This window comes from Paenibacillus contaminans, assembly GCF_003285015.1.
GTDB classification, from domain to species: Bacteria; Bacillota; Bacilli; order Paenibacillales; family NBRC-103111; genus Paenibacillus_V; species Paenibacillus_V contaminans.
In genome coordinates this window covers 378,920-397,442 of the sequence record NZ_QMFB01000004.1, presented here as the reverse complement: position 1 = coordinate 397,442, position 18,523 = coordinate 378,920, and the positions used below count along the sequence as shown (strand labels likewise).

Genomic DNA, 18,523 nt, shown 5'->3' with positions numbered 1-18,523 from the left:
CTTTCGGTCGGGAGGTGCGATAACATGATAGGCTCATTATAAGGCCGCCTTGTGTACTTTATGTGTCTGTATCCGCTTTTAAAGCAAAAAGGTACACACAAAAAACACAGTTCGCGGTTATACTTACATCTGAATGCGTATTTCGGAGGAGTTGTCGCGTTTATGGAACGAAAAGTACTGCTCGTCGAAGACGAGAGCTTGATCCGCGAGATTACGGCCGACTATTTCCAGCGGGAGCAGTGGATCGTTTATGAAGCGGAAACCGGATGGCAGGCGCTGGAGATGCTGGAAACGTTAAACGCGGATCTTGTCGTTCTGGATATTCTCATGCCTGAATTGGACGGTTGGACGGTTTGCAAGCGAATACGGGAACGTTCGGCCGTGCCGATCATTATGCTGACAGCCAAATCGGAAGACGACGATAAAATGCTCGGTTTTGAGCTGGGCGCCGACGATTACGTGACGAAGCCTTTTAGCCCTAAGGTGCTCGTAGCCCGTGCCAAAAGCTTGATGAAGCGCGTCGAAGGAACCGTCGGCAAAGAGAAGAGCCTCACCGTTGGCCGGATCTCGATCAACACGCGATCGCATCGCGTAGACATCGACGGGCAGCCTGTCGAGCTTGCTCCCAAAGAGTATGAACTGCTGCTGTATTTGATCAAGAACGAAAATATCGTGCTTTCCAGAGAAACGATACTGGATCATGTATGGGGCTTCGATTATTTCGGGGATTTGCGGGTCGTGGATACGCATATCAAGAAATTGCGGGGGAAGCTCGGCAATGAAGCCCGCCATATCCGTACCGTTATCCGGTCGGGCTACAAGCTAGAGGAGGACCGATGAGCAAACGCGGAGTGACGTTCAAGCTGTTCGCGATTACGGCGCTTTTTTTTCTATTGTTTTATGCCATTGTTTTGCTGGGTCAGCTGCTCTTTTTCGAATCGTTTTATCAGCATCAGAAAATAGGGGGCATGCAAAAAAAACTGTCCGCCTTCGGGCAGAAGTATGAGCAAAGAAAGTGGAGCGAACAGCGCATCTCCCAAGAAATGGCTGCTTTTATCAGTCAAAATAAGGCCCAGCTGGCGATCCTGAATCCCGAAGGAAAGCTCAAATACGATAATTTATTCCGTATCGTGATCCAGGACGATAACGGCCTTAAGGTCAAAATCTCGCTGTTTTTCTTGTTCGATTCCGAGAAAAACGATTTGCTGCAGGCGAATTTGAAGCGGGGCGAACGGATCGTGGTGGAGGGCTATTACGAAGATGAGGCGACCAAGGATTTGTTTTATCCGGTGATCATTCATAGAGAGGGCGCCAAGGACATCGGCAGCTTGCCGAGCGGCTCGGAGGCGGAGCAGCTGGAATCGATTTCCGGCGTTATCACGGACTCGCTGCTGCCTCATCCGAATCAGTGGAACATGAGACAGGGGTTGCTCTACCTTGCGCTTAACGAATGGTTTCCACTGTCGGACGCCCATAAGGAAACGCTCGATAACGGAGAGATGATCCGGGAGGAATGGACGGAGTCGCTCAGCGGCATGCGCGGCTACGTAGCGGTTCAGCCGATAATGCAGGACGGCAAGGTGAACGAATTGATCTTCATGATCGTTTCCTTGCAGCAGATCAGCGAAGCCTACGATGCGCTCAAACTATTCTATTTCTATATCGGAGCCGGCGGCGTCGCGTTAATTTTGCTGCTCTCGCTTATTTTTTCGAAGATCGTGGCCAAGCCGCTGCTCGCGCTCAACCAAATCGCTCTACGTATGGCAAAGCTCGATTTTTCGGCCAAATCGCAGATTGGGGGACATGATGAGTTCGGCAGCTTGTCCCGAAGCTTGAACAGGCTGTCCGAGACGCTCGACGATACGCTGAAAGAGCTTCATCAGGCGAACGAACGATTGCGGGCCGATGTGGAGCACAAGCAGAGGATGGAGCAGATGCAGAAGGAGTTTATTTCGAATGCTTCCCATGAATTAAAAACGCCGCTGAGCATCGTCAGAGGGTTCGTCGAGGGGCTCCGGGACAGGATCAGCGAAAGCAAACGCGAGAGGTATCTCGATGTTATTTTGGATGAAACGGAGAAGATGGAAGAGCTCGTGAAGGACATGCTCGAACTGACAAAGCTGGAATCGAAGACGATTAAGCTGAAACAGAGCCATTTTACGGTAAGCGAGCTGGCCGAGGATATCGTCGATAAGCTGACCAATCAATTAAGCGATAAGCAATTGACGGTAGCGATCGTATCCGGCGAAGAATTTCCCGTTTATGCGGACCGTTCCAAAATCGAGCAGGTGTTGTTTAATCTTTTGATGAACGCCATCCGGCACGCGGTTCCCGGCAGCGAGATAACGCTGCGGATCGATAAAAACGGGGAGCATGTGCGCATTGCGATCGAAAACGAAGGGGAAGCGATTCCTGACGAGCAGTTGGGCAGCATTTGGGAACGGTTTTATCGAGTGGAGCGTTCCAGAAGCCGAAAAACCGGGGGAACGGGGCTTGGACTTGCGATCGTCAAACATATTTTGGATTTACACGAAAGCCGCTATGGCGTGAAAAATACGGAACGAGGCGTCCGGTTTTATTTTGAATTGCCGATTTAACGAATGGGAAGGCGGCTTCAGAAGGAAGGTGCCGATTGAAAAAAAATGGCATGCAGCGTTGGACGCCATAGGAATAGGACTTAATGGGTAAAAGCTTATTGAATCGGTAAACGGAGACAAAATGCGGTCTCGGGGGATTCGGATTGGCGGACGCATCGTTTAAAGGTTTACATTTTGGGACTGGCTTTCCGCACTGTGCGCCTCCTGGCGCACGGTGCCCGGTCACACGTCGGCGGTCAATCCTCGTTTTACCCTTGGGACAGTCCCTTCTTTTAGTCATTCGTGAAGGCATATCTCGTGCTGGGGGAAGTGCCGGTGTACATTTTCAGGAAAGCGAATGTTTTTCGTTTTTTCAGGTGCTCGGACCTAATCATGTAAACTCCAATGGGATTGGAGTTTTTTTGTTATGTACGCCAATTTATTATGCAAAACATTATTTTGAATAACCGAAAAACTGCTCCGAAAGTACTGTATAGGTTTTATCATAGAAACTCCGATTTTTTGTTCAAATATTGTTCAGAGCCGTAGGTTAAAATGATGATCATCGAGAATACGATCTGCTAGCTGGGGACAATCGGGTCCGCCGTCTGCGCTCCCCCGGTTTCAGCCGGGACAAATACCTGGTTGATCGCAAGCGCAGCCATGAGCAGCCTGGGCTCGGACGAAGACCGTTATGCCGATAGAGCGGATATTTTCGATTAAGATAAAGCCAAATGGGGGAACAGAGTATGGAGTTTATTAAGCCTATTCAGAAGCTGAAAAGCAAGGTGGAGTGGCAAATATCCAACCGTACGAAAACGGTCGTCAAATATTATGCCGAGTATACGGGGCTGTCGGAGGACGAGGTGGTAGACCGTTTTCTGGATAACATCAGGAGGGATCCTGAATTTTATGCATGGATTCATAACAAACGCCGCAAAGCCCATATCATCAAACAAATATTCCCGGAAAACCAGTCGGAAGTTAATGAGGACGAGTACGGGGTCAAGTAGACAATCCTTAAGTAAAAAGAACTACATAGAGAGTATGAGTTCACACGTATTGCTGCTGCCATGGCGGGGCGGTACGACGGTACTCTCACGAACGCAAACATATAAGGTACACCAAAGACGCCGCAAGGCGTTTTTTTCAAAATACAAGACTTTATATGTCGCCTAGTTGCTTTCGAATACATGCTACAAATATGAGCATATAATCCAACAGGTTAAATACCGTAAACCTACGATTCCGTCAGCCCGATTGCTATAGTGGTACTACGATTGGAATCGAACAAACATGCGAGTAAAGTCGAGAGGGGATAAGGCGATCATGGATAAGAAATGGAAAATGGGGCTGGTCGGCTTGGGCGGTTCCAGACGCTCGGCAGCTTATATGCATCATCCGCAAATCGAAGTGGTTGCGATCTGCGATCAGGATTCCGCCGTTTTGGAGAAAGCAGGCTGCGAGCTTGGGGTTCCGGATTCCGGAAGATTCGAACGGTATGAGGATTTTTTGAACGAGGATACCGATTTTGTCATGATCGGAACGCCGGTGCCTTCTCATGCGCAATTAACGATCGATGCGCTCGAAGCGGGCAAGCATGTGTTATGCGAAGTAACGGCTGCGTCTACGATCGAAGACTGCTTTCGCGTTATAGATGCTGTGCAAAAAACCGGCATGACCTACATGATGGCGGAGAATACGGTATATTTTCACTATTTGAGAGGCTGGAAACGGCAAGTGCAGAGCGGCATGCTGGGGACTGTATTTTATGCGGAATGCGAGTATGTGCATGAAATCAGGGATCGAATCATCGATTCCGCGACAGGCAAAGCCTATTGGCGAAATCAGCGTCCTCCTCTGCATTATTGCTCCCATTCCATCGGGCCGATCTTGGAAATATTGGACGACAGGATCGTGCGGGCAACCGGAGCGGGGCGTTCCAAAACGATTATTCCGGCTGGCGGCGACGGCTGCATCGATATGCAGGTGGCCTTGTTCGAAACGGCCAAAGGCGCGACGATCAAGCTTCTGCGGAGCTCGGTAGCGCCGAGGAACCCGGGGTTCGCGCATTTTTATTCGCTCTACGGGTCGAAAGGGCAAATGGAGAGCGGCAGAGCCGGGTATGACAGCGACGGATGGATTTATCTGGAGGGCAGCGAGGAATACGCGAACGGGGCTAAAAGCCTCAGCTGCAAAACGATCGATCCGGACGCTCCGGCGGAAGCGACTAAAGGCGGCCACGGCACGTCGGAATATTATTTGATCCGCGACTTTATCGATGCTTTAAATCGGGGGACAACCCCGCCGATCGACGTGTTTCGCGCCATGGAATATACGCTTCCGGGCATCGTTGCCCATCAAGCTGTGGAGAAGGGCGGCGTATGGCTGGACGTGCCGCAGGTCAGATAAGTCTAGAAATGCGGGGGTGCCGATAAGCGGCGCCTCTTTTTTTGTTTCATCAGCAAGTATATCGCGGAGAGAACCGTAAGAAGTACGAGGGTTGAAACGTCCGTGATCGATCGGGGGGCGGTTTGGAAAAGACGTAATGGGAAAGCAGCAAAGAAGAGCAGAGGTAGTGGGTAGGGAAGGGCTACAAAGGAGCTTCGCTATGGGCCGCCTTTGAAATCGTGTGATACCCGCAAAACCAATTCCAGATCACACGATTTCAAGATTGGTTGAAAGCCCCTACCCACTACCTCCCCCACGTGCAAACGTATAGCCATGCACCAATGGACCGTCCGCGATTTCCGGACGGTTTTTTTTATACGGCTTGTAGCCGGAAGCGCCGCGGTAGTAAGGATTACTCCGGCTTGCAGTAGTTAAAGGTTTGAGGTATATGGAGTTTTTGTGTATGATTGGAAATAGAGAAAATTACTGAAACGTGCCGACAGCTGAGACGTAGAACGGGTAAAAACTGCCGGAAAGCGGGGATGTTTATGGATTTGACGATGTACTTTCTTATTGGGATATTTGGGCCGATCTTTATTTTGCTCGCGATTATCGTGGCGAAGATGATTAAGCTGAAGGCGCTGCCCGATAGCCGCTATACGCCGTTCGATTATGCTACGGGTCAAACGAACGTGGAATATCATGAAGAAAAAGAAGAGAAAGAGGATGAAGACGAGCAGGGCGACGACAAAAACAAGTACTTAAAAAGCAAAAAAAGTGCCAAAAAGCCGCACAAATTCATTTGAATTGTTGTGGCGGAGCCCGGGTGGCGCTGATTTCGAAAGACGGATCGTACCAAAATAAACCTCCAATACCGCTGCCGGCGGTTTTGGAGGTTTTGTTTATAAAACGGAATTTATATGTGTCGTATAGTCCGACATCCTAATACTAATGGAATGGATAGAGCCGGCGATAAGAGAATAAGAGGAAATTATTCCTACTGGAATGAGGATAACGGCATTCTTTTCGACAAAATTTAAATGATTTATCATTAGATTCAGGTTAACGAATCGACAAAACCAAATAAATTATTTCAAAAATAAGAATTTTTCGACAAATTTTAAAAAAGCTCGCCAGTCGATTTACTACCGAACGATGCATAACAATGGATAAAACCGAAACCCCGCAAGTGCCGTATTATCGCCTCCCAAAGGGTTTTTCACATATAGGAAGCCAATTGAAATCATCACAATAGGAATAGTCTCTCTTTACCGCGATGCATATTAGGGATTGGAAATAGAGAAGATTAGGTGATTGTCTAGGAAGGAAGGATAATGGAATATTTTCTTATATCAGGTGAAGGAGGTGAATAACGGAAGTTCGGACTAGTCGGCATTTCTTTGAGAGAGGGGGGAACGAATAGGAAAGTGATAGCTAGTTTACCGTTAGGCAGTTAAACATATCATGACGTCCCGTAGCATACGGCATGCAAATCAATCCGATTTTATTTCGCTAAACGATATACATAATACGGTAGATGATGTGGAAAGTATGATGGCAGAGGTAAAAAATAAATCACATAAAAACGATACAAAAATGCCTACTAACGGCGATTGCTGCGCATAAACAACCGTTGGTCAAATACGCCGTGGAAAAATAAAACATTAAGAATTTGTGAAATAGGACTGAAATAGGAGGGAGGCGTTCGAATTACTATTACATTAATCTAAACGAATTGCTCTGACGTGGGAATTCAGGAAACTTGCGGTAATATCGCTCCGGTTTGCTTCCAAACTCAAAAATTCCGAATAAGCACTTATATCATGATGACCTGTAATTATGACGAGATGGTGGGATGAAATGCTAATTCGAATTATTGAAGAGATGCAGCTATGCTTCTCAAGCTACAAAAATATCGATATTGCCGTCATTGACTTGCAAGGCAAACCGTTGATGCCTTTAAAAGAAAACGGAATGTGGAGAGTACTGGATGAGCAGCCGATTGAAGACGATCAAGAGTGCGCAAGTTTGGAATCGATCGCCAGCTTTCTCGGCGGAGTCGCCAAACCGATTTTTTTCGATGTGTTTCCCGGCATCCAAGCGGTTGCGGTTCCCATTCATTTGAACGAGCGAGTCAGAAGTTTTGTCATTGCAGGCACTTTTATCGAGCGGGACAGTTTGGAGCTGGTGGAACGTTACTTTCAGGATAGCCAAAGCAAATTCGATAAATGGGAACAAATTTCCAAGAAGAGCAATATGATTAAGCTTGACGAAAAGCAAGGAATCCTTCATATGGCGACCGTTTTTGCAGAAAATGTTACCGTGCTGGTGGATGTGTTCAACGAAAACGAGGGGATCCAAACTCGGACCGAGCTGCTTCGGCAAGCGGTTGATTATATCAACAATTCGGAAGCGGAGCTGGACCACCTGCTTGAACTGTTTTGCTCATGCAATGAGGTAATGGAGTTTTCGGGATATGCCAAAAAAATAGATGACGATACCTTTCAGGTTTTGTACACCTCCGACGGAATCGGCAGCGGATTGCTGAACAAAACATTCTCGTTCGGCGAAGGCTTTCTTGGACTGGGGGTGAGCAGCAGGCAATTTTGCTCATGGTCGAAAATTTCCCGCGATCCGCGATCGATGTTTTTTATCCGGCAAAATATCGTACCGCATTTCTTGTTTTGCAGCCCGGTTATACAAAATCATGAAGTCATCGGCTTGCTGTTCGGCGGCAGCGTAAGCTCCACCTCGATCAGGCAAAGCTGGCTTAACGTGAGCCGTACGATGGCTTTGCTGATCGGGATTCAAGCGAATCAGCAATATTTGCAGGATGAAAGCGCCCGCCATTTGCTCAGTTTGACTACGCTGCAGGAAGTGTGCTCGGTGGCTTCGAAAGCAGACAATATACGTCAGCTCCTATTCCCGATGATCGATATGAGCATGAACCTGATGCAGGGGGCATTTGCGATTGCCGTTATAAGCCAACAATGCAAAGAGAAGATGCAAGTCATTTCCCGCGGGCTTTCCAATGCGTTTACCGAGCGTTATGCACAGGAGCTGTCGATCCGTTATAGGAACAAGGCCAAGGAAAATTTAACTGAGGTTACTGTTTCTTTGGAGCGTTTTGACGAAAACTTGTTTATTGCGGAATGTCTGCTCATGCACGGTAAACAATTTTACGGAATTTTAAGCATCGCGCTGCCTAGGGAAGAAGATTTTGAGCTGTACAAAGGGTACTTGACTTGTTTGGCGGCTATCGGAGGATCGGCGTTGAAGCGTATGTACGAGTCGATGCGTCCCGGCGACGAACAGGTGACTATTTTGCACAAGTGCTTGCAGCGGTGGGATCCGGAAAGCTACGATCGTTCGGTGCAAGCCATCGATTTGGTCATCGAATTTGCGGCTGCCTGCGGCACCTTTTGTGAAGACCGGCTGCACATTCTCGTTATGGCCTGCAAGGTAGCGGACTATCCCCGAAGCTTGTTGGGAGAAGTTTTGGAGAATTCGATTTTGCTGGAAATTACGAAGGCATTCGATTCGATATGCAGACTGAATGAGGGCGAAGAAGGCGTGGAGGAGCATGTTACCGATTCCCTGTATGCCGATTACGCCCAAATCGTGGCCGTCGTTTTTCTGTATTTGCGCTATCAAGAGCATTCGGTTATGGAATGGAAAAAACACGCGAAAGGTGTTAACGACGAATGGATCGAAAGATTCAGCGCATTTTTGGCCAAAAGACAGGTTGTCGAAAAAACGATTCTCGTATCCTCGGATCTTGTGAAAGCGGCGGAACCGAAAACGGAGTTTCACCAGCTTCAGACGAATCCGGATCTTCCGCCCTTGTCGCATAGGGAACTCGAAGTGCTTGGCTTGTTGATGGACGGATTGAGCAACCGCGAAATCGGAGAAAGATTGGTGATCAGCGAGCATACCGTCAAAAATCATATTACGAAAATATTTCTAAAGATGGAGGTTACGGATCGGGCTTCCGCACTGGCGAAAGTGTATAAATCCGCTCATATCGAACGGGCGCAGGATAACTTTCAGGAAACTATGGTTAAATCGTCGTTTGACTCTTAGACTGGCTTAGCGTCCTATTATTGTTTCGGACTATTGATTCTCCTATTATGCAATCGGACCTTCAACTCACCGGCAGGTGCAGCTTGGAGGTCCTTTTGTTTGTATCGATAAGGACAAAACTATGATGCACCCGCCTATCGGAAATCCTATTTCAATCAAGAATCTCCCGGATATGGGCCAATAGGAAAGGTTTCTATACTTTATGGAGCATAGTGAAAATGAGAATAGCTGATGATAGTTTATCTTTTCGAAAAAAAAGTAGAATGAAGTTGAAATTTGGTGAAACGCGCAAAACGATTGCGCAATGGTGCAATTCCAGAACGGAATTCCATTCAAAGCAAGAAGAACGATTAAAAAAAGCGAGGAGAGACTGAACGGTGCTTAAGAAAAAAATATTCGTATCGACAATTGCTGCAAGCATGGTACTTAGCACGCCGGCGCTGCTGCCGTTATCGGGCGGTATGCCGTTTCAAAGCGGCGTGGCGCATGCCGAAGCATTGCCTCAGAACGTTCAAGAGGCGCTGGAAATGGTAAATGCGATCCGCAAAAATTTAGAGCCGGGTGATATGGGGGATATTCAAAAAGCGAATAATTGGATACAAAAAAACTTGTCTTCCCGCCCGGATCTGATTTCGGATGTTATCGACCCGATTATCGCCAAGAAACATGCCGCTCCGGATCCTTCCGTATACAATTTGGTCACCGAGGCCGAGCTGGCGAAGCTGTTGTCGGATCCCCGACTCCATTTCTTTCCTAATGAGCAAGATTTGTATGCTCTGAAGGAAGATTACACGCCGTTGCTTAACCAGCTTTCCAAGCTTGGGGGCGTAAGCGGCGGCCTCGGCGTCGCCGATGTTACCGATTTCTTTAAAGCGCTGGAGCAAAGTTTCACCGGCAAATTGAAAAACTTGTCGATGGAAGAACTCGTCTTGCTCACATCCAGCAGCGCCAAGATTTATGAGTTATTGACGAATGTTGCGCAGGATACGATATCGAATCCGAGTCTGAAGGCCGGCAAAGTATTGACGGGTCTCGGTATTAACGCACAGGGTCTCGTCAATTCGGTGAGGAAGATCGAAGCAGCGGCGCCAACCGGCGTTCGTGCAAGGAATGCGTTAGCCTTCGCTTTCTTGCGGACGCAGGTCAGCTACAGCGAGACGAAATCGAGTGACGGAAGAACGGTAACGCCGAAGCTTACTGTTCTCGGCAAAGACATTCCGAACGGCCTTCTGGAATGGACGAAAGAAACCGGCAATCCGCACGTCACCGTCGACGATAACGGCCGATTTACGCTTGTGAAGGGAAACAAAGCTACGATCAAGGTAGAGGCCCATGTCCGGATAATCGACAAATTGATTTACTCGGGAACGGTGACGATTACTGCGCTGGAAGATCCGGGCAATGGTAACGGAAACGGCAATGGTAACGGCAATGGTAACGGCAATGGTAACGGAAACGGCAATGGTAACGGCAATGGCAATGGCAATGGCAATGGCAATGGAAACGGAAATGGCAATGGCAATGGCAATGGAAACGGCAATGGTAACGGAAATGGCAATGGCAATGGCCATGGTAATGGTAATGGTAATGGCAATGGCCATGGTAATGGAAAGGGGAATAGCCATCGCTTCAGCGACCTGGACAGCGTGAAGGATTGGGCGGGCAGTCAAATCGGAGAAATGGCTGCCAAAGGCATTTTTGAAGGACGCAGTGAGAATCTGTTCTTCCCTGACGACCCGATCACCCGAGCCGAGTTCGCCAAAATTATCGTAAAAACGTTCGGTCTAGAAAACAACCAGGCTGAAATGAACTTCGCGGATGTGAAAAGCGACGACTGGTTCTCGCCTTACGTAGCCTCTGCGGTGAAAAAGGGTATCATCAACGGCCGTTCGACGAACGAATTTATGCCGGATGCGTTTATTACGCGTGCCGAAATGGCGGCTATGATCGTCCGCTCTTTGAAAATAAACGATGATGAGGTAAGCGTTAATCAAGCTGACGCCGTATTGAGCTCCTTCGCTGATGCCGGCTCCGTTGAAATGACATTGAAAGATGATCTTGCATTGGCGGTGAGCCAAGGCATCATACAGGGCTTTGAAAACAGTCGTCTCGAGCCGAATGGCAAAGCTACACGGGCACAAGCAGCAGTGATGATGTACAGATTACTGGCCATGCAATAGGGTATGCGGCTGTCCCCCCTCCGTGTCCAGGCTGGAGGGGGGCTAACAGTCACGCTGGTCGGTGAAGTGGAGGCTAACCATGGAATTGAAGGAATATTTGAATATCGTCCGCAAACGGATATGGCTCATAACAAGCATTGTAGTGCTGGTTACTACGGCAGCAGGTTTGGCAAGTTACTTTTATTTGAAACCGGTGTATGAAGCGTCGACAAAATTAGTCGTTTCGAGGGGGAACGATCTTTCTACGGTTCAGCCGCTGGACCTGAATGCAGTCAATATGAGCTTGCGTCTCATCGATTCTTATAAAGAGATCATTCGAACGTTAGCGATTATGGATAAAGTGATTGAGCAGTATCCGGAGTTCAATATGACCCCCCAGCAGTTAATCGGCAAGACGCGGGTAAGTGCCGTAAACAACTCGCAGCTGCTGACCATCACCATTCAAGACGCTTCCCAGCAGCGGGCTGCGGAGATGGTGAACGCCATATCCAAAGTATTTCAGGAACAAATCCCGGCGATATACAAGCTTGATAACGTCGTCATTCTGGATGAGGCGAAAGTTCTTGCTAATCCGGTACCGGTGAAGCCGAACCCGAAGCTAAACATGGCCATATCGTTCGTGGTTTCGCTGATGGCGGCGATCGGGATCGCATTCCTGCTGGAATATTTGGACGACACGATCAAAACGGAGGAAGATGTACGCCAATTTTTGGAGTTGCCGACTTTGGCCGTCATTATGACGATGACGGAGGAGGAGTCGAAACCGCATCGGGTAACAAAGGGATTGTCACAACAGGAAGCAGGTGAGAAACCGTATGCCACAACAAACACCTAACAGAACGATCATTACGCACGCAAACCCGAAATCGCCCGTATCCGAGGCTTACCGAACGTTAAGAACGAATATCGAGTATTCGGGCATTTACCGTGAAATCAAGGTTATCATGGTTACTTCGACCCAGCCTGGAGAAGGAAAGTCGACGACCAGCGTCAATCTAGCGGCAGCTTTTGCGCAAGCGGATAAGAAGGTGTTGGTTATCGATGCGGATTTGCGAAAACCGACCTTGCATCATTATTTTATGAAATCGAACCGCGTCGGGCTTACAGGCTTGTTAACGGACGAATCCGTCAAGCAGAAAGCGATCATGGAAACGGACGTCGAAGGCTTATCAGTCTTGACATCAGGCTTACTGCCGCCTAATCCATCCGAGGTACTCGGTTCAAGAAAAATGGATGCGCTGCTTGAGAAGCTGAGACGGGAATATGACATTATCGTGATCGATACGCCTCCTACGCTGGCCGTCACCGATTCGCAAATCATGTCGAGCAAAAGCGACGGCGTCTTGCTTGTGATCGATTCCTGCAAAGTGAAGCGCGACTTGGCCATAAAAACGTTAAGCAATTTGAAGCATGTCAACGCCCGGGTACTTGGCGTCGTCCTGAATAATTTAAACCGGAAAGATGCGGAGTCTTATTATTACTACTTCAGCGAATCGTAATCGGTAAAATCCGGTAGGTAATGTCTGCTGCACCTTTATCACTGCAGGCACTCGGTCATGCTGTGGGTTTGGCGACCTTAGACATCAATTGTCGATGGTGTGACGTGAGGACGGGTTTGATGCCCTTATGCAACAAGGGGGATAAAGACCTGAGTTATGTTGTTTTGTAATCGGCAGTAAAACGGCATAACTAAGGTTTTTATTTCCAACACATCACTTTTTCGTTAGAAAGGAGCCGGCTATGAGTGCCAAGGCTAAAATGACGGCGTTGATCGTGATCGATGTTCTTATTATTTGGTTAGCCATTTTTTCTTCTTATTACTTTCGGTTTATAGGCGAAATTCCGGAACAATATGTGAGCCAGATTTTTTCTTACGGCACCATATCCACATTCGTTTTTTTGCCGTTTATGATTTTGTTCAAGCAGTACAAGCGAATATGGCGGTATGCAAGCGTCGAGGAATTAATATCGATCGTCTTGTCGGTTACCGTAAGCTGCGCGATTTCTTGGGGGTTGAGCGCAATTTTGCTGCCTCAGGCGATCCCTTTGTCGGTGATCATACTCTCCTATGAATCGATTCTGCTGCTTGTAGGCGGCGTGCGCTTTGTATGGCGGATGTTCAGGGGACATGCGTACAAGCAAAAGCGGGAGCAGCGGAGGGCATTGATCGTCGGAGCCGGAGGCTGCGGAACGCTGGTTGCGAAGCTGCTGAAGCTTAACAAATGCTCGCAAATGTATCCGGTGGCGTTCGTTGACGACGACCCGGCGAAACGCGACCGGCAGATCATGGGGCTTCAAGTGGAGGGCGGGATCGGCGATATTCCGGAAATAGTCGCCAAATATCAAGTCGACGACATCGTTATCGCGATGCCGTCTGTCTCGAAGAAGACGACGGCGAACATCATTCGGATATGCAACGCGACCGGTGCCAAATTGAAGATCATTCCGAAGCTAGGCGATCTTATTCACGGTAAAATATCGATCAAAGAAATAAGGGATGTCGAGGTTGAAGACCTGCTGGGAAGGGAACCGGTCCACACGGATTTGCAGGGGATCGCCGATTATGTGGAAGGCAAAACGGTGCTCGTGACAGGAGCGGGAGGCTCGATCGGCTCCGAGCTGTGCAGGCAGATCGCTCCTTTTCGTCCGCGGCAGCTACTGCTCCTGGGGCATGGCGAGAACAGCATTTACTCCATCGAAATGGAATTGAAGAAGCTGTTTCCCAACCTGACGTACGAAACGATCATCGCAGATGTGCAGGACCGTTTTCGGCTGGAGCAGCTTTTTGAGCGATTTAAGCCTCAAGTTGTTTTTCATGCTGCGGCTCATAAACATGTTCCGCTAATGGAGCGAAATCCTGCGGAAGCGATTAAAAATAATGTGCTGGGCACGAAAAATACCGCGGAATGCGCGGATAAATACGGAGCGGAGCGTTTCGTACTCATTTCGACGGACAAGGCCGTTAATCCGAGCAGCGTCATGGGAACGACGAAACGGATCGCCGAGATGGTTATTCAAAGCATGAACGCGCATAGCCGAACCAAGTTTACAGCCGTCCGCTTCGGCAACGTTCTGGGCAGCAGGGGAAGCGTTATTCCGCGATTCAAGGAGCAGATTGCGAGCGGCGGCCCCGTTACGGTTACCGATCCGAAAATGATCCGTTATTTCATGACGATACCGGAAGCCGTACAGCTTGTCATCCAAGCGGGTTCATTAGCTAAAGGGGGTGAGGTATTCATACTTGATATGGGGGAGCCGGTAAAAATCGTCGATTTGGCCAAGCAGCTGATCCGGTTGTCCGGGTTCGAAGCGAATGTCGACATCGATATCGAATTTACCGGCATGAGGCCCGGCGAAAAATTGTACGAGGAGTTGTTAACTGACGAAGAAGGGATCGGTACTACTAAGCACAACCGAATTTTCATCGGCAAGCCTTCGGAAATGAAACGGGCCAGCCTGGAATTTGAAATCATGAAGCTGGAGAAGGTCCTGAAAGAAGAGCCTCATGTGATCCGCGACGTGCTGAAGCATATCGTCCCTACTTTTACGGGAGCCCCGGATCAATTGGACCATGCGCCGAAAGAGACTCGCAGAGTGCTTTCCCACGTATAGCGAATACATACTAACTGCCGAGAGGATTTAGACAATGATTCATTTTGCGATTATCGGCTGCGGACATATAGCCAAAAAACATGTCGAAGCCATTCGGAATACGCCGGGTGCCGCGCTTATCGCCGTATGCGATACGAATCCGCAAAGAGTGGAGGAGTACGTTCGCGAGTATGGCGTCCAAGGGTATACGGATTTGTCGGATATGCTGAAAAATCCTGACATTCATGTAGTGAACGTTTGTACGCCGAGCGGTTTGCACGCTCCGCTGGCAGTTGCCGGCGCCGACGCGGGCAAGCATGTCGTCGTCGAAAAGCCGATTGCACTGACGCTGGAGGATGCGGATCGTATTATCGCTGCATGCAAGCGAAACAAGGTGAAACTGGCGGTCGTTCATCCCAATCGATTTCGCCCCGCTATCGTCGAATTGAAGAAAGCGCTTGACGAACAGCAATTCGGCAAGCTGAGCCATGCCAACGCGACGGTACGCTGGAACCGGAATCAGGAATATTACGATCAGGCGGCTTGGAGAGGCACCAAAGCGCTGGACGGCGGCGTTCTGCTGAATCAGGCCATTCATAACCTGGACCTGCTAACTTGGCTGATGGGCGAGGCGGCGGAGCTTTCCGCGTTTAATGAGACGCGCCTGCGCAATATCGAGTCGGAGGACGTTTCGGCCGGTATCGTGCGGTTCGCGAACGGGGCTTTGGGCATCATCGAGGCGGCCGTAACGGTATATCCCTCCAATATCGAGGAGTCGATCGCGATTTTCGGCGAGAAGGCTTCGGTTAAAATAAGCGGCACCTCAGCCAACCGTATCGAGTATTGGAGAATGGCGGGAGTGAGCGAAGAAGAGACGAACGAGCTGATCGAGAAGGTGAATGCGGATCCGCTTGGCAAACCGGGACATCAATGTTTGATCGAGGATATGGTGCAGGCGATTCTTGACGATCGCACACCTGTTGTTAGCGGCGAAGACGGCAGAGCCGCTTTGAAATTGATTTTAGATATGTGTGAAGCTTCGGATTGCAAACAAGTAACCACTCTGAGAGGATGATACGATGTCGATTATCGAAAATACGCTCGAGGCGGAAAAGCTTTCCGCCGCACTGATTAAAAAGCTGGAAATGAAAACTGCAAAAATCGGGGTTGTCGGATTGGGATATGTCGGTCTCCCTTTGGCTGTCGAGAAAGCGAAGGTAGGCTACAAAGTCATCGGTTTCGACGTGCAGGAAGAGCGCGTGCGGCAGGTCAATGGCGGAATCAACTATATCGGGGACGTCGTCGATGAAGATTTGATCGCAATGACCGCCTCCGGCAGAATGAGAGCGACGATCGATTATTCCTATATTCTGGATGTGGACGCCGTCACGATTTGTGTCCCTACGCCGCTCGACGTTCATCAGCAGCCCGATATAACCTATGTGGAATCGTCCGCAAAAGAGATCGCCAAATATTTGCATCCGGGCATGCTTGTCGTGCTGGAGAGCACGACATATCCGGGCACGACCGAAGAAGTGGTCAAACCGATCTTGGAGCAGTCCGGACTCCGCTGCGGCCATGATTTTTTCCTGGCGTATTCGCCTGAACGCGTGGATCCGGGCAATAAATCGTTCAATACGAAAAATACGCCGAAGGTCGTCGGCGGGATGACGCCGGTCTGCACGAAGGTGGCATCGTCCATGTACCGGAACGTTCTGGAGGGCGAAGTGCATGAAGTTTCCACGCCGTCCGTGGCGGAGATGGAAAAAATTCTCGAAAACACGTTTCGCAACATCAACATCGCGCTTGCGAACGAAATGGCGATTTTGTGCCATAAAATGGGGATTGACGTTTGGGAAGTGATCGACGCAGCCAAGACTAAGCCATACGGGTTTATGGCTTTTTATCCCGGTCCGGGGCTGGGCGGACACTGCATTCCGATCGATCCTTTTTACTTGACGTGGAAAGCCCGGGAATATAATTATCACACGAGACTGATCGAGACGGCCGGCGAGATCAACAATTACATGCCGGATTTTGTCGTTGAGCGTATCGGCGAAATTCTGAACAATGAGGGGAAGCCGATTAACGGCTCTACGATATATTTGCTCGGCGTAGCTTATAAGAAGGATATCGACGATTATCGGGAGTCGCCGGTTTTGAATATCATCCAACTGTTACAAAATAAAGGAGCTCATGTTATGTTCAGCGATCCTCACGTGCCGAGCTTCAAAAGCGGAGGATCGATCTATCATGGGGTCGAACTCAATGCGGAAAACTTGCAAAATGCCGATATCGTAGTCCTCACGACGGATCATAAGGCATTTGACTATAACTTGATCGAAGACCATTCGAAAGTGCTGTTTGATACAAGAAACAAAGTACAGACTAAGAAACATTCGAAATTTCATAAATTGTAATCCATTTTATAGATACCAAGGTGATCGATTTGAAATCATTAGAGGGCAGAAGACTGATGTTTCAATTGTTAAACAGCTCTGAGCGCTGGACGGATTACTACGACGGGGAAATATTTCGCAATCGATACATCAGAGGCGTCATCAAACGGTTAATGTATTTCGTCCCTGGAATTCTTCATAGGACCAAGATCGTGAAGTTTCAGAAATGGCATGAAAATTATACCTTAATCGGGATGGCTGCCGTAAATTGCAACGAGTTGGATGCCGCGGTCCAGATGTATCAAAAATTAACGGCAGACAAGGATAAATTGTATTGGGGCTTGCCTGTCGATTGGTTTTCAGGAAAGTTAACGTTCCCGAGAGGAACGATGATGTCAACGACAACCTCGGAAACGATCTTGTTTTTTTATGAATTAGCCAAGAAACGGCGAAATGTTGTGGAGGACGATGTAATAAGAGCCGCCGCGTACAACTTATTGAACGGTTTGAACCGCGTCAGCGAATCGCCGGATTGTTTGTTATTAAGTTATACGCCGTTTGACACTTATAAAGTGCATAACGCTAATTTGTTAGTAGCTGCGGCGCTCGGTGTTTCAGGAGAATTATTGGCCGATTCAACCCTGGTTGACGCTTCGAGAAAAATCGTACACGGCTGCGTCAGCAAATTGCATACGGACGGTTGGGTGCCTTATCGAATCGGCGGGACCGAGGATACCGTTGACACCTATCATCAAATATTTTCGATCAGAGCTCTCTATTACTTGAAAGAATCAAATGAAGAGGCGAATGTTTGGTTCAAACGGATGTTAATTTATTTGGAGAACAACTTGATGAACAAAGATACGGGAACCGTGTATTTGTTCAACACGAAAAAAATTATCGATTTGCAGCCGACATCGGAAGCATTAAGATTGTACGGCATGTTGAATCAGGAAGAGACGTATAACAAGATTTACAGGAAGATGCTTCAAGACTTTGTTGACGATTCCGGACAAATCATTCAAAGAATCTGGTTTGTAGGGGAAAGGAAAAGGAAAATTAAATCGAATAGAGCATTCGTACGCCAGGGGCTTGGGCGCCTGGCTATTGCTCTTTCAAGCAAGTAAACTCATGTAAACGGGAGAGCTGTTTTGTTATACAAATTGATCAAAAACTTGGGGCTTGTCGCAATAACACAGGCGATCATCGGTCTTAGCGGTTTTTTATTGGTCGTTCTGATTACGCGCAAATTCGGAATCGAGAGCAACGGGATGTTATATGTGATCAAACGAGGCGTCGATTT

13 protein-coding genes are annotated in these 18,523 nt (G+C 48.4%); all 13 read left to right on the top strand.

Going from position 1 to position 18,523, the window contains the following annotated elements; genetic code table 11:
• The first annotated feature begins 162 nt into the window (after positions 1-162).
• Positions 163-840 (top strand): response regulator transcription factor, encoded by a 678-nt coding sequence (locus DQG23_RS10390; protein WP_113030745.1) that lies wholly within the window; start codon positions 163-165, stop codon positions 838-840.
• Positions 837-2,597, top strand: coding sequence for a sensor histidine kinase (locus DQG23_RS10385; protein WP_113030744.1), 1,761 nt, complete (start codon positions 837-839; stop codon positions 2,595-2,597). The genes DQG23_RS10390 and DQG23_RS10385 overlap by 4 nt, the downstream gene beginning before the upstream one ends.
• Positions 2,598-3,325: 728 nt before the next feature.
• Complete coding sequence (locus DQG23_RS10380; protein WP_113030743.1) at positions 3,326-3,589, top strand: hypothetical protein; 264 nt, start codon at positions 3,326-3,328, stop codon at positions 3,587-3,589.
• 316 nt (positions 3,590-3,905) lie between these two features.
• Entirely contained in the window at positions 3,906-4,988 is a 1,083-nt protein-coding gene (locus DQG23_RS10375; RefSeq protein ID WP_158560388.1) for a Gfo/Idh/MocA family protein, read from the top strand.
• A gap of 527 nt (positions 4,989-5,515) precedes the next feature.
• Positions 5,516-5,773 carry a DUF3951 domain-containing protein gene (locus tag DQG23_RS10370; protein ID WP_113030741.1) on the top strand — a complete coding sequence of 86 codons (258 nt, stop codon included), beginning with the start codon at positions 5,516-5,518 and terminating at the stop codon, positions 5,771-5,773.
• A gap of 1,054 nt (positions 5,774-6,827) precedes the next feature.
• Positions 6,828-9,050 (top strand): helix-turn-helix domain-containing protein, encoded by a 2,223-nt coding sequence (locus DQG23_RS43735; RefSeq protein ID WP_420330221.1) that lies wholly within the window; start codon positions 6,828-6,830, stop codon positions 9,048-9,050.
• Positions 9,051-9,427: 377 nt separating this feature from the next.
• Positions 9,428-11,230, top strand: a complete 1,803-nt coding sequence (locus tag DQG23_RS10360) for an S-layer homology domain-containing protein (RefSeq protein ID WP_113030740.1) — start codon at positions 9,428-9,430, stop codon at positions 11,228-11,230.
• A gap of 79 nt (positions 11,231-11,309) precedes the next feature.
• A complete protein-coding gene (locus tag DQG23_RS10355) occupies positions 11,310-12,065 on the top strand; it encodes a YveK family protein (RefSeq protein WP_113030739.1) in 756 nt (251 codons plus the stop codon).
• Complete coding sequence (locus DQG23_RS10350; protein WP_113030738.1) at positions 12,046-12,729, top strand: CpsD/CapB family tyrosine-protein kinase; 684 nt, start codon at positions 12,046-12,048, stop codon at positions 12,727-12,729. The genes DQG23_RS10355 and DQG23_RS10350 overlap by 20 nt, the downstream gene beginning before the upstream one ends.
• Positions 12,730-12,970: 241 nt before the next feature.
• On the top strand, positions 12,971-14,842 hold the full coding sequence (locus tag DQG23_RS10345) for a polysaccharide biosynthesis protein (RefSeq protein WP_113030737.1): 1,872 nt from the start codon (positions 12,971-12,973) through the stop codon (positions 14,840-14,842).
• A gap of 34 nt (positions 14,843-14,876) precedes the next feature.
• A complete protein-coding gene (locus DQG23_RS10340; RefSeq protein ID WP_113030736.1) occupies positions 14,877-15,896 on the top strand; it encodes a Gfo/Idh/MocA family protein in 1,020 nt (339 codons plus the stop codon).
• 4 nt (positions 15,897-15,900) lie between these two features.
• Entirely contained in the window at positions 15,901-17,241 is a 1,341-nt protein-coding gene (locus DQG23_RS10335) for a nucleotide sugar dehydrogenase (RefSeq protein ID WP_113030735.1), read from the top strand.
• Positions 17,242-17,270: 29 nt separating this feature from the next.
• Complete coding sequence (locus DQG23_RS10330; RefSeq protein WP_146762283.1) at positions 17,271-18,347, top strand: hypothetical protein; 1,077 nt, start codon at positions 17,271-17,273, stop codon at positions 18,345-18,347.
• The last annotated feature ends 176 nt before the right edge of the window (positions 18,348-18,523 follow it).

Bases quoted from the DNA above. Each gene is read 5' to 3' on its own strand.
- DQG23_RS10390 (WP_113030745.1), top strand. From the start codon at position 163: ATGGAACGAAAAGTACTGCTCGTCGAAGACGAGAGCTTGATCCGCGAG.
- DQG23_RS10385 (WP_113030744.1), top strand. From the start codon at position 837: ATGAGCAAACGCGGAGTGACGTTCAAGCTGTTCGCGATTACGGCGCTT.
- DQG23_RS10335 (WP_113030735.1), top strand. From the start codon at position 15,901: ATGTCGATTATCGAAAATACGCTCGAGGCGGAAAAGCTTTCCGCCGCA.
- DQG23_RS10350 (WP_113030738.1), top strand. From the start codon at position 12,046: ATGCCACAACAAACACCTAACAGAACGATCATTACGCACGCAAACCCG.
- DQG23_RS10370 (WP_113030741.1), top strand. From the start codon at position 5,516: ATGGATTTGACGATGTACTTTCTTATTGGGATATTTGGGCCGATCTTT.
- DQG23_RS10355 (WP_113030739.1), top strand. From the start codon at position 11,310: ATGGAATTGAAGGAATATTTGAATATCGTCCGCAAACGGATATGGCTC.
- DQG23_RS10340 (WP_113030736.1), top strand. From the start codon at position 14,877: ATGATTCATTTTGCGATTATCGGCTGCGGACATATAGCCAAAAAACAT.
- DQG23_RS43735 (WP_420330221.1), top strand. From the start codon at position 6,828: ATGCTAATTCGAATTATTGAAGAGATGCAGCTATGCTTCTCAAGCTAC.
- DQG23_RS10380 (WP_113030743.1), top strand. From the start codon at position 3,326: ATGGAGTTTATTAAGCCTATTCAGAAGCTGAAAAGCAAGGTGGAGTGG.
- DQG23_RS10345 (WP_113030737.1), top strand. From the start codon at position 12,971: ATGAGTGCCAAGGCTAAAATGACGGCGTTGATCGTGATCGATGTTCTT.
- DQG23_RS10375 (WP_158560388.1), top strand. From the start codon at position 3,906: ATGGATAAGAAATGGAAAATGGGGCTGGTCGGCTTGGGCGGTTCCAGA.